At 66.3% G+C, this 11,888-nt stretch carries 11 protein-coding genes; 10 read left to right on the top strand and 1 reads right to left on the bottom strand.

The features are described from left to right. Positions 1-5: 5 nt before the first annotated feature. Entirely contained in the window at positions 6-344 is a 339-nt protein-coding gene (gene glnK / locus ACSQ27_RS11900; protein WP_007873831.1) for a P-II family nitrogen regulator, read from the bottom strand. A gap of 307 nt (positions 345-651) precedes the next feature. On the opposite strand from glnK, the gene ACSQ27_RS11895 reads away from it, so the two are divergent. From ACSQ27_RS11895 to ACSQ27_RS11850, 10 genes are all read left to right on the top strand, one after another. Beyond that, positions 652-2,211 (top strand): YifB family Mg chelatase-like AAA ATPase, encoded by a 1,560-nt coding sequence (locus tag ACSQ27_RS11895; RefSeq protein ID WP_436155714.1) that lies wholly within the window; start codon positions 652-654, stop codon positions 2,209-2,211. A gap of 340 nt (positions 2,212-2,551) precedes the next feature. After that, complete coding sequence (locus tag ACSQ27_RS11890) at positions 2,552-3,535, top strand: 3-oxoacyl-[acyl-carrier-protein] synthase III C-terminal domain-containing protein (protein ID WP_436155713.1); 984 nt, start codon at positions 2,552-2,554, stop codon at positions 3,533-3,535. Beyond that, a complete protein-coding gene (locus ACSQ27_RS11885) occupies positions 3,532-4,545 on the top strand; it encodes an NAD-dependent epimerase/dehydratase family protein (protein WP_436155712.1) in 1,014 nt (337 codons plus the stop codon). Before ACSQ27_RS11890 ends, ACSQ27_RS11885 begins: the two co-directional genes overlap by 4 nt. After that, positions 4,538-5,371 (top strand): MBL fold metallo-hydrolase, encoded by an 834-nt coding sequence (locus tag ACSQ27_RS11880; protein WP_436155711.1) that lies wholly within the window; start codon positions 4,538-4,540, stop codon positions 5,369-5,371. Before ACSQ27_RS11885 ends, ACSQ27_RS11880 begins: the two co-directional genes overlap by 8 nt. Beyond that, the gene (locus tag ACSQ27_RS11875; protein WP_436155710.1) at positions 5,368-6,675 is read left to right on the top strand and encodes a F390 synthetase-related protein; all 1,308 of its coding nucleotides are present in this window, start codon (positions 5,368-5,370) and stop codon (positions 6,673-6,675) included. Before ACSQ27_RS11880 ends, ACSQ27_RS11875 begins: the two co-directional genes overlap by 4 nt. Then, complete coding sequence (locus ACSQ27_RS11870; protein WP_436155709.1) at positions 6,668-7,330, top strand: phosphatase PAP2 family protein; 663 nt, start codon at positions 6,668-6,670, stop codon at positions 7,328-7,330. The genes ACSQ27_RS11875 and ACSQ27_RS11870 overlap by 8 nt, the downstream gene beginning before the upstream one ends. Next, positions 7,327-8,460, top strand: coding sequence for a sterol desaturase family protein (locus ACSQ27_RS11865; RefSeq protein WP_436155708.1), 1,134 nt, complete (start codon positions 7,327-7,329; stop codon positions 8,458-8,460). Before ACSQ27_RS11870 ends, ACSQ27_RS11865 begins: the two co-directional genes overlap by 4 nt. Further along, positions 8,457-9,566 (top strand): acyl-CoA desaturase, encoded by a 1,110-nt coding sequence (locus ACSQ27_RS11860; RefSeq protein ID WP_436155707.1) that lies wholly within the window; start codon positions 8,457-8,459, stop codon positions 9,564-9,566. Before ACSQ27_RS11865 ends, ACSQ27_RS11860 begins: the two co-directional genes overlap by 4 nt. A gap of 15 nt (positions 9,567-9,581) precedes the next feature. Continuing rightward, positions 9,582-10,760 (top strand): ATP-grasp domain-containing protein, encoded by a 1,179-nt coding sequence (locus ACSQ27_RS11855; RefSeq protein WP_436155706.1) that lies wholly within the window; start codon positions 9,582-9,584, stop codon positions 10,758-10,760. Next, positions 10,757-11,872 (top strand): hypothetical protein, encoded by a 1,116-nt coding sequence (locus ACSQ27_RS11850; protein WP_436155705.1) that lies wholly within the window; start codon positions 10,757-10,759, stop codon positions 11,870-11,872. The genes ACSQ27_RS11855 and ACSQ27_RS11850 overlap by 4 nt, the downstream gene beginning before the upstream one ends. Positions 11,873-11,888: the final 16 nt, after the last annotated feature.

The raw sequence follows: 11,888 nt of genomic DNA, 5'->3' as shown, positions 1-11,888 counted from the left end.
GAGCCTTACAGCGCTTCCTTGCCGGTTTCACCGGTGCGGATGCGCACGACCTGCTCGAGGTTGTAGACAAAGACCTTGCCGTCGCCGATCTTGCCGGTACGGGCAGCGCCCTCCACCGCTTCGATCACGCGGTCGACCAGGTCGTCGGACACAGCCGCCTCGATCTTGACCTTGGGCAGGAAGTCGACGACGTATTCCGCGCCGCGGTACAGCTCGGTGTGCCCTTTCTGGCGCCCGAAGCCCTTGACTTCAGTCACGGTGATGCCTTGCACGCCAATACCGGACAGCGCTTCGCGCACTTCGTCCAGCTTGAACGGTTTGATGATGGCCGTTACGAGTTTCATTTCAGGTTTCCTCCAAGGATGAATAAGGAAGCGGCCCCTCGGTGCACCGCCCCGGCTGCTCTACAGTTTCTGGGCGCATGAAGATCAGAGCGCTCCGGTTCAGGGATTCCGAGGGTTGCCACAACAGGTCTTCAGATTCCGCAGGGTTCAATAGCACGTACCGTGCCAAAGCAGCCGGGCTTATGGGCCGCAAGTCCGCCTGTTTCCCGCCCCGGGCCTGGGGCGTTCTAGAATCTGGAAAAACAACTAGCACCAGATTGGGGCGCAAATCGCGCACAACTTTGGGGCAAAACAGGGGAGTTGCTTCATGAGCTTATCTTTAGTGCACAGCCGCGCCTTGTTGGGGCTGGAGGCGCGGCCCGTCTGCGTCGAAGTGCATCTGGCCAACGGCCTGCCCAGTTTCACGCTGGTGGGCCTGGCCGAAACCGAGGTCAAGGAGGCCCGGGAGCGCGTGCGCTCCGCCATCCAGAACACCGGCCTGGAGTTCCCGGCCAACAAAAGAATCACCGTCAACCTCGCGCCGGCAGACCTGCCCAAGGATTCCGGCCGCTTCGACCTGGCGATCGCGCTGGGCATACTCGCGGCCAGCGGCCAGGTCGACGCCCGCAAGCTTGAAGGTTATGAATTCGCCGGCGAGCTCTCGCTGGGCGGCGACCTGCGGCCGGTGCGCGGCGCGCTCGCCATGAGCCTGGCGCTGGCGCGCACCGAGCGCGCCGCCGCGGGCACGCTGCCCAAGCTTGTGCTGCCCGACGCCAGCGCCCAGGAGGCCGCCCTGGTTCCAGGCGCGGAGATCTTCCGGGCGCAGCACCTGCTCGACGTCGTCAGGCAGTTTTTGCCGGGCGACGCGCCGGTTGAGGCGCTGGACGGCTGGTCGCAGGTGAAACCGGAGGCGCTGCCCGCGCCATCGGCCTACCTGGACCTGGCCGACGTGAAAGGCCAGGCCGCGGCCCGGCGCGCGCTCGAAATCGCGGCGGCCGGCGGGCACAGCGTGCTGATGATGGGCGCGCCCGGCTCCGGCAAATCCATGCTGGCCCAGCGCTTTGCCGGCCTGCTGCCGGCCATGACCACAGAAGAAGCGCTGGAAAGCGCGGCCGTGGCCTCGCTGGGCGGCCGTTTCTCTTTGGATAAGTGGGCGCAGCGCCCGACCTGCGCGCCGCACCATACCGCCAGCGCCGTGGCCTTGGTCGGCGGCGGTTCGCCGCCGCGGCCCGGCGAGATCTCGCTGGCGCACCGCGGTGTGCTCTTCCTCGACGAACTGCCCGAGTTCCCGCGCGCGGCACTCGAGGCACTGCGCGAGCCGCTGGAGTCCGGCTGCATCACCATCTCGCGCGCCGCGCAGCGCGCCGAATTCCCGGCGCGCTTCCAGCTGGTCGCGGCCATGAACCCCTGCCCTTGCGGCTACCTGGGCTCCAGCCTGCGGGCCTGCCGCTGCTCGCCCGAACAGGTCTCGCGTTACCAGGGCAAACTCAGCGGCCCGCTACTGGATCGTATAGACCTGCATGTGGAAGTCGGCGCCCTCGCGGCCGACGAACTGGTGAACGCCCCGCCCGGCGAGGCCACGGCCGACATCCGGCTTCGCGTCGTCGCGGCGCGCGACCGGGCCCTCGCCCGGCAGGGCGGCAGCAACCAGGCACTCGAAGGCCGCGCCATCGATGCGCAATGCCAGCTGGACGACGCAGCCGCGAAATTCCTCAACACGACCGCCGCCCGTCTGGGCTGGTCGGGGCGCAGCATCCACCGCTGCCTCAAAGTGGCAAGAACCATCGCCGACCTGGCCGGCGCGCAGGCCGTGCAGACGGTGCATGTGGCGGAGGCGGTGCAGTACCGCAGAGCGCTGAAGGCGGGATACGGTGACGGCGGACGTTGAAATCGGGTTGGCGCGGTCACGGCGGCATTTTTGGGATTTTTACAAGTGAGCGCATCTGAAGTGTCCTGGCGCTATCTATTGAGTACCTTGGAACGATACTTCTATACTTCCAAGCAATCAAAGTCTCATTCAGTGCCACTGTGCGTGTTCTTGTCGGTATCAAGCACACTAGCTTGATGCGGATTTTGTTACGCCCGGCCCGGAAAAGCCCCGCAAAGCTTCAGTTTGCCGGGTTATCTCCGGCCTCACCAGGGAACTGAATGTCAGGAAGCACAAAGATTTCATCGCAGGATCGCGCTTCGCCAGCGCGCTACGGGTGCCCATCACACCCCGTGGGCGAATGAGAATTCCTGTTCGCGTGATTGCCACCGGTAAGGCGCTGCCATCGCTGCGCGTAAGTTCTGAAAGCCTGGACAAAAGCCGCGGCTGGCCGGCCGGCCATACCTTTGCCCAAAGCGGTGTCCGCGTCAGGCACTTTGCGGCCGAAGGCGAAAGCCAGAGCCAGCTTGGCGCTTCGGCGCTGGCGGACGCGCTGCAGCGGGCCGCCTTGCCCGTGTCCAGCATTGATTTACTGATTTCCGCTTGCGGCGTGCCTGAACAGGCCCTGCCGTCCACCGCCTGCTTTATTGCCGGGCATGCCGGCCTGCCGCGCGGCACCCCGGCCTTTGACGTCAACGCCAGCTGCCTGGGTTTCATGGCCGCGCTCCGTGTCGCCGCGGGCCTGCTGGCGAGCGGCGGCTACGAACGCATCGCGGTCGTCGCGTCCGACATGGCTTCGCGCGGCCTGGACTGGGACGAGCCCGAGGCCTCGCTGATCTTTGGCGACGGCGCGGCCGCCGTCATCCTGGAAAAAGGCGACGGCGCCCAGGGCATTGCGGCTTACCGCATGGAAACCTTTCCCGAAGGCAAACGCTTCTGCGAGATTCGTGGCGGCGGCTCGCAGCGCAATCCGCCCAACGCCACGGTGCCGAAAGATTTTCTGTTCCGCATGGACGGCCGCGCCGTCTTCAAGCTGGCCGCCAAGGTCATGCCGCCGTTTCTGGAGGCACTGATGGCGCAAACCGACGGCGGCAAGGCGTCCATCGACCTCGTGGTGCCGCACCAGGCCAGCCACCTCGGCATGGCGCATGCGGCGCGCAATCTGGGCTTGCCGGCGTCGCAGATCGTCAATATTTATGAAACCCACGGCAACCAGGTCGCCGCCTCCTTGCCGACGGCGCTGCACGAAGCGGTCGTCACGAACCGGGCCAAAGCCGGCGACCGCCTGTTGCTGATCGGCACGGCGGCGGGGTTGACGATCGGCGGACTGGTGCTGGACCTGTGAAACGCGTGCTCGTCACCGGAGCAACGGGCGGGCTGGGCCGCAACGCGGTGGAAGCGCTGCTGAGCCGCGGCATCGAGGTGCGTGCCACCGGCCGCAACCTGGCGGCCGGTGCGACGCTGTCCGCGATGGGCGCGGAGTTTGTGCCGCTGGACCTGGCGGCGACCGGCGACACCGCTTCCACGGGCCTGGCTGCGCTGGTGCGGCATGTCGATGCGGTCTGGCATTGCGCAGCGCTGTCGTCGCCGTGGGGCAAAGCGGCCGACTTCACCGCGGCCAACGTCACCGCCACGCGGCAGCTGTTGCAGGCCGCCGGCCATGCCGGGGTGCCCCGCTTTGTCCATATTTCCACGCCCGCGCTTTACTTCAATTACCGCGCCCAGCTGGGCATCCAGGAAAGCTTTCGGCCGGCCGCGTATGTCAATGACTACGCACGCACCAAGGCCGAAGCCGAAGCCTGCGTGCAGGACGCGGTGCCGGCTTTTCGCCACATGCACTGCAGCATCCTGCGCCCCCGCGCCATCTTCGGCCCGTACGACCAGGTGCTGCTGCCGCGCATCGCCCGCGTGCTGCGGCAACGCGACGGCCGGCTGCCGCTGCCGCATGGCGGGCGGGTCACCCTGGACCTGACCTATGCCGGCAACGTGGTGCAGGCGATGTGGCTGGCCACGACCGCCGAAGCTGTGCCCAGTGGCAGCGTCTTCAACATCACCAACCAGGAACCGGTGCTTTTGCGGGATGTCCTGGTCGCGCTGTTTGCGCAGCGGCTGCAACGGCCGTTTCGCATCGCCAGCGTACCTTACCCGGTGATGGCGGCGGCTGCGCGCGGCATGGAAGCGCTGGCGCGCATCACGCAAAAAGAACCCGTGCTCACGGCCTATGGCGTCGGCGCGCTGGCCTTCGACATGACGCTGGACAACAGCCGTGCCCGGCAACTTCTGGGGTATGCGCCGGCGGTCAACCTTTCGGATGCGCTGGACCGCACCGCCATCTGGATGGGCACCCATGGCTAAGCTCACCACCTTTCGCGTCGGGCATTGCACGCACCCCTCCTGCATGGTGCTCAAGGGCAGCGGTTTTGCCAGCCGGTGTTTCCCGTCCCGCGCCTACCTGGTCGAAACACGCGCCGGGCTGGTGCTGTGGGACACGGGTTATGCCGACCGCTTTCGCGAAGCCACATCGCAAGGTATTTACCGTTTGTATTCGATGGTCACGCCGGTGCACTTCGAAGCGCGCGATTCGCTGCTGGGCCAGTTGAAAGAACGGGGCATCGCCGCGTCGGACATCGCCATGCTGGTGATCTCGCACTTCCACGCGGACCATATGGCCGGCCTGCGCGACTTTCCTTCGGCGCGCCTGCTGGCATCGGCTGCCGGCTGGCAGTCGGTGCAGGGGCTGTCGGCCTTTGCGTCGGTGCGCCAGGCTTTCGTGCCGGCCTTGATGCCGGACGATGTCGGCGCGCGCCTTGAATTTGCCGAATCGTTTGCCGAGGTCGCGCTTCCGGCCGCGCTGGCGCCTTTTACGACGGGCCGCGACATCACCGGCACGGGCGAGCTGTTCATTGTCGAGCTGCCGGGCCATGCGGCCGGCCACCTCGGAGCGTTTGTGCTGGGCGACGAAGGCTGGACGCTGCTGGCGTCGGATGCCGGCTGGGCGGCTGAAAGTTACCAGCAGCTGCGCGGCCCGTCGGAGCTGACCTTCCTGATCCAGCACCAGCGGGCGGCCTACTACGACACGCTGCGCAAACTGCATGCGCTGCATCGCGGCGGCGGCGCCTCCATCCGCCTGACCCATGAAAGCGCCGAAGATTACCTGCCGCCGGGCAAGGCCGCGCCATGAAGCGCCTGTTCTGGTTGTTGCTCGCCTACTGCCAGGCCCGCCGGCTGCGGTTCGCCGACCGTGCGGCACTGCAGGCTCACCAGAGGCGGCAACTTCAAAAGTTCACGCGCACGCTCTGCCGTCGCAGCGCTTATTTCGCGCCCTACCGCCGCTTGCCCCTGGACCAGTGGCCGTCCATGGACAAGGCGGCTATGCTGGCGAATTTCAACGCCATGAACACGGCCGGGCTGACGCTGGAAAATGTGATGGCCGAGGCGCAGGCCGCCGAACGCAGCCGGGACTTCACGCCCACTGTCGGGGGCATCACCGTCGGACTGTCGTCTGGTACCTCGGCCCAGCGCGGGGCCTTCGCGGTCAGCGGCCGGGAAAAGGCGCGCTGGGCGGGCATTCTGCTGGCAAAAGTCTTGCCCGATGGTTTGCTGGCCGGTGAACGCGCGGCGCTTTTTCTGCGGGCCAACAGCAACCTCTACACCGCCGTACGCAACCGCTGGCTGAGCCTGCGTTTTTTTGACCTGTTCCAGCCTTTTGAAACCCACCTTGCCGCGCTGCAGGCCTACCGTCCGACGATCATCGTCGCGCCCGCGCAGGTGCTGCGCGAACTGGCCATTGCGGTGCTGGCAGGCGAGCTGGCCGTACGCCCCAAGCGCGTCATTTCGGTCGCCGAAGTGCTGGAGCCGCAGGACCGGGCCCTGATCGAGCGTGCCTTCGGCCCCCTGCACCAGGTTTACCAGGCCACGGAAGGATTCCTGGCCAGCACCTGCGAACACGGCGTGCTGCACCTCAACGAGGAGTTTGTGCACATCGAGCCCGAATGGCTGGACGATGAACAGCGCCGCTTCGTGCCGGTCATCACCGACTTCAGCCGCCTGACGCAGCCCATCGTGCGCTACCGGCTGGGCGACGTGCTGACCGTGCGCGCCACGCCGTGCGCGTGTGGCCGCGCCACCCGTGCCATTGACCATATCGAGGGCCGCTGCGACGACATGCTGCAGCTGCCCGGTGCCGACGGCAAGGCGATCTCCGTGTTCGCCGATGTCTTGTCGCGCGCGCTTGCGCAGTCTTTGCCGGCCGACGCCGACTACCGTTTGCTGCAGACCGGCGAGTCGTCGCTGACGCTGCATGCGCAGCTTGCGCCGCCTGTCCTGCAAGCTGTGCATGCCCACCTCAATGCAGCACTTGCCCAGCTTGGCGTTGCCACCCCCGTGCTCTCGTGGACGCTGTCACAGGACGTGCCGGCTTTCGATCCGACACAGAAGCGCCGCCGCATCCGCAAGCTGGCGTTTGAAGGGAGCGGCCATGCATGAACGCACCGACGCCAACCTGGGCTTCTTCCTGCGCGTGCGCGACATGCTGATCGGCTGGGGTAGCGTCGGCCTTGTTTACGGGCTCAGCAGCGCCTGGCAGGGTGAAGGGAGGGTACTGCCCGAAACCGCGCTCGACCGCCTGATTGCCTTCAATCCGGCCGGCTTGTGGCTTTACCTGTCTTTCTTTGTGTTCATTCCCTACACCTTCCTCACGGCTGACACGGCCAGGCTGCGCTGGCTGCGCATGTCCATGCAGGCATGCGCACTGCTGTGCGGCGCCGTCTTCCTGCTGTGGCCGACGACACTGGTCTATCCTGACTACGCGGCCCACCTGGCAGCCGCGGGCACCGGCCTGGAGGCTTCGCTGCTGCGCCTGCTGCTGTGGGGCGATTCGGCCCAGAACTGCCTGCCGTCGCTGCATGCCGCGCTGACGCTGCTCTGCGTCTGGGCGCTGTTGGACGCCAAGCGCCCGCTGCGTTCGGCCCTGGCGATGGTCGCAGCCCTGTGCATCTGTTTTTCCGTCATCCAGTTGCGCCGCCATCTCAGCCTGGACGTGGCTGCCGGGCTGGCAGCGGGCGTGGCGAGCGGCGCGCTGTGCCGCCTGGCCCTGCATCGCCGCGACCCGGTTGCCGCGGCAAAGGAGTCCCTCACATGAATGTCTTTGCACTGACCTTTATCCTCATGCTCGCACTGGTGCTGCTGGAGCTGGCCGTCCTGAAATTTTCACGCGGCCAGGCTGTTCCCTGGAAAGAGATCGTCTTCAACCTCAATTCCGGCCACATCCTGGTCTGGGTGTTCCGGGGGGTCGAGGTGCTGGCCTTCAGCCTGGTGCTCCGGCATCTGAACCTTCATTGGATCGACCAATGGCCGGTGGCCTGGCAATGGCTGTTCGCCTTCATCGCCTGGGACTTTTGTTTTTACTGGATGCACCGCCTGCACCACAAAGTGCCGCTGTTCTGGGCGGTACATGTGGTGCACCACCAGGGAGAACATTTCGGCCTGTCGCTGGGCATACGCAATTCCTGGTACTCATCGCTGACCAACTTCCCCTTCATCGCGGGACTGGCGGTGCTCGGCATGCCGCTGGAGATTTTTGTCGCGGTTTCGTCGATTCACTACGGCGTGCAGTTCTACAACCACAACGCGCTGGTCGGCAAGTCGGGCTTTCTTGACCGCATTCTGGTCACCCCCTCCAACCACCGGGTGCACCACGGCACCGATCCCGCCTACATCGACCGCAACTTCGGCGGCACCTTCCTGGTCTGGGACAAGCTCTTCGGCAGCTACCAGGCCGAGCGCGACGACATTCCCATGCGCTACGGCGTCACCGCGGGCGCCGGCGGCGCAGCCAGCCACAACCCGCTATGGGCCAGCAATCCCGGTATTTTTCATTGGCTGAACGCGCGTTTTCCCGGGCTGGCGCGGCGCAAGGCCCTCGCGGTATCGGGGCCCTACATCGGTATCGCCGGCGTGCTGCTGTTCGGCTGCACCATCTACTACGTCGACCAAGCGCAAAGCTGGACGGCGGCGCCGCGCATCGCGCTTTTTGCCGGTATTTTTTCCGGCATGCTGGCGATCGGCGGCATGTCCGACGACAAGCAATGGGGGCTGGCCGGCTGGGTGCTGGTCGCGCTGGGCATGCCCGCGCTGTTTGCCCTGCATGGCGGCCTCGGCGGCCCGTGGGCCATCGCGCTCCTGTTGCCGCTGGGGCTGCACGGCCTGGACGGCGCACGACGGCTGGCGCTTGCCACATCGCCCGGCCGCCAGCCCCGGAGATCCGCATGAGCACCCTGCCGCCGCTGCGTTTTCAAGCTGCCGCTGGATCCGCCTTCCGGCGCGAGCTGATGCTCGAAGCCGATGCCTACCTGAAGTCACGCGCGACCGACCGCTTTGGCGACGGCTGGCTGGCACTGAAAGCGGCCGGCCTGGCGGCCGCGCTGGTGCTGGCGTATGTGTTGGCGTTGACGGCCGGCACCCGCTGGCATTTCGTGCCGGCCTACGTCGCCTTCCTGTTCCTGGCGATGGCGCTGGCCATGAACACCCTGCACGATGCCGCGCATGGCGCGCTGTTCCGGTCGCCTCGCCTGAACCGCTGGTGGAAGCGGCTGGCCAGCATTCCGGTCGGCATTGACGCCGGCTACTGGACGCTGCGCCACGTGCACTTTCATCACACCTATGCCAACGTCGAAGGCTACGACCTCGACACCGAGCCGAATCCGTTTTTGCGGCAGACGCCTTTTCAGGCCTGGGCGCCACAGTACCGCTACCAGCACCTCTACTGGCCCCTGGTCGCCGCGCTGTCGCTGCCCTACCTCTGCTGGTATTCGGACTGGGCCGACCGCTTCGGCGCAACCAAGGTAGCCGGCAGCAGCGGCACCTCGGGCTGGCGCGAATGGGCGGTGTTTCTGCTGTCCAAGGCTGCGCACATCGCCATCGTGGGGGTGTTGCCCGCCATCGCCTTGCGGCAGGCCGGCATCGGCTGGTGGGAACTGGCAGGCTGGTACCTGTTGGGGCAGATGCTTGCGTCCTGCCTGCTGGTGGCGATGATCCTCGGCACCCACTGGGCGGAGGTCGAATTCTTCCAGCCCGGTGCCGACGGCCGCATGCCGCACACCTGGCACGAGCACAGCTTCCTGACCACCTGCGACTGGATGCCGGAGCCGGCGTGGGTCGGCTACTGGCTGGGCGGGCTCAATGCCCACCTGACACACCACCTGTTCCCGACCTACAGCCATCGCCACTACCCGGCCCTCGCCGCAATCGTCTCCCGCGTAGCCTCGCGCCACGGCCTGGTGTACCGCGAGCTGAACTACAGCCAGCTGATCACATCGCAGCAAACCTTCTTGCGGGCCATGGGGCGACGGCCTGAAACCCCGGCCCCATCTCTCTGAACGGAACCTCCCACCATGCCCAACGTTCTTATCCTCAGCGGCCGCGCACCTGTCGCCCTCGACCACGCACGGCGGTTTGCGCAGCAGGGCTGGACGGCCTATATCGGCGACAGCATCGCATGCCGGCTGTCCGGCTGGTCGCGCGCCGTGGCCGGCAAGGTGGCACTGGCGTCGCCGCGTGCGGACCCCGCCGGTTTTGTCGCGGGTTTGAGGCAGGCCATCACACGCCTGGGCATAGACCTTGTGGTGCCGACCTGCGAAGAAGTGTTTTACCTGTCCCGCTACCGCGCCGCGCTGCCGGCTTCGTGCCGGCTGGCGGTCGACGATTTCGACAAGCTTCGGCTGCTGCACAGCAAATGGGACTTCCAGGCCTTGGCGCAAAGCTGCGGCGGCAACCCGCCGCCCAGCGCCGTGGTGCAGACGCTGGACGAGGCCCGCGACTGGATTCGCGCGACGGGTGGTGGCAGCGGTGAAACCGGCGCCGTGCTGAAGCCGGAGTTTTCGCGCTTCGGCGTGCATGTGCGCCTGTACCCGCAGGGCATACCCGACGATGCGCCGCCGCTGGCCGCGCAGGGTCGCTGGGTCGTGCAGCACCATCGCGCCGGGACCGAGCTGTGCTCGTACAGCATTGCGGATCGCGGCCGTTTGCTGGCCCATGCCGTGTACCGGCCGGCTTACCGTTTGCGGCGCAGTTCAAGCTACTACTTTGACCAGCACAGCTCACCCGCCATCCATGCCTTCGTCAGCCGCCTGGTGGCGCACATCGGTTTCACGGGCCAGATCTCCTTCGACTGGATCGACGGCGGCGGCGACACACCCTCCGTCATCGAATGCAACCCGCGCGCCATCAGCGGTTTGCATCTCTTTGACTTCGCGGACGCCGTGCCCGCCGCCTTGACCGGCGAAGCGGCCGACTGTGCAATACCCACCGCCACACGCGCCCGCATGATCGCGCCGCTCATGCTCAGCGCGGGGCTGCTGCAAGCCGCCAACAGCGGTGCCTTGTCCCGGTGGCGCGCCGACTGGCGCCGGGCCGACGACGTGCTGGTGCGCGGCAACGACTTCTTGCCCGGCGTTGGCGGCTTGGCCGACATCGGCTCTTACACACGGCTGGCAATCCAGGGCGGCCACACCCTGCGCGAAGCCACCTCGCGCGACATCGAGTGGGACGGCGAGGAACTGGCTGCGGTATGAGTGCGCGCGACTTTTCCGGCGCCGGCGACGCTGCCAGCAATGCAGCCACGTGGTTAGCGATGCTTCGCGACGTGCCAGCGCATGAGTTTGCGCCCAACCTGCGCACCCATGTCGAATTGCTGCAGGGCGGCACTTATGCTTTGCCGACAACCGTCACCCACGGCGAGTCCGGCAACGCGTGGATCTGCTCGCCGTTGACGACTTACTGCGATTACGCGGCCGACGAAGCGCTGCGGCATTTTCCCGCATGGCTGGCCGCACCGTTGTGGGCCGCCTGCCGCCTGATGGGCAAGGTACTGCGCTGGGCCCGCATCGACCATACGGTAGCCGCCAACAACTGGCTGGTCAGCACCAACCTTTACCCGCCGCTGGACGCAGCCGCACTCGACGAGGTGATTGCCACGGCGCTGCACCGCTGGCCCCGTCACGCAGTGTGGTTCCGGTCGCTTAATGCCATGCAGAATCCGGACTGGCTGGCGGCTCTGCGGCAACGGGGTTTTCTGTTGATCCCCAGCCGTCAGGTCTATCTTTTTGAAGCGCTTTCAAGCACCCAACGGCAGCCGTCGGATTTGCGGCGCGACCTGAAGTTGCTGCACGGCACACCGTTGCAACGCGTGGCCTCGGCATCCTTCAGCCAATGCGACTACGCACGGGTTGCCGAGCTTTACGCCGCGCTCTACCTTGAAAAATACTCGCGCTTCAACCCGCAGTACACCGCCGCCTTTATGCAACGCTGGCACCAAGCCGGCCTCTTGGCGCTTCACGGATTTCGGGATGCAGCCGGCGAGTTGCAGGCGGTCGTTGGACTGTTCAGTCAAGGCGGAACCTTGACTGCGCCGATCGTTGGCTACAACACCGCGTTGCCGCAATCGTTGGGACTTTACCGCTTGCTGATGGCTACGGTGTTTGATGAGGCCATGCGCACCAACCTCGTCGTGAACCTCAGCGCTGGCGCCTCGCAGTTCAAGCGCCAGCGCGGCGGTCGCGCCGAAATTGAATACAGCGCTGTACTGGCGCGACATCTCCACTTCAAAACCCGTATCGCGCTGGCGGGGTTGCGCTGGCTTGCCGCCTACGCCGGTGTGCCCTTGATGAAACGCTACCGCCTGTGAGCCATTGGCATGCCTC

The organism is Polaromonas sp. LjRoot131 (assembly GCF_964252805.1).
Lineage (GTDB): Bacteria > Pseudomonadota > Gammaproteobacteria > Burkholderiales > Burkholderiaceae_C > Polaromonas.
This window is presented reverse-complemented; position numbering and strand designations above follow the sequence as displayed.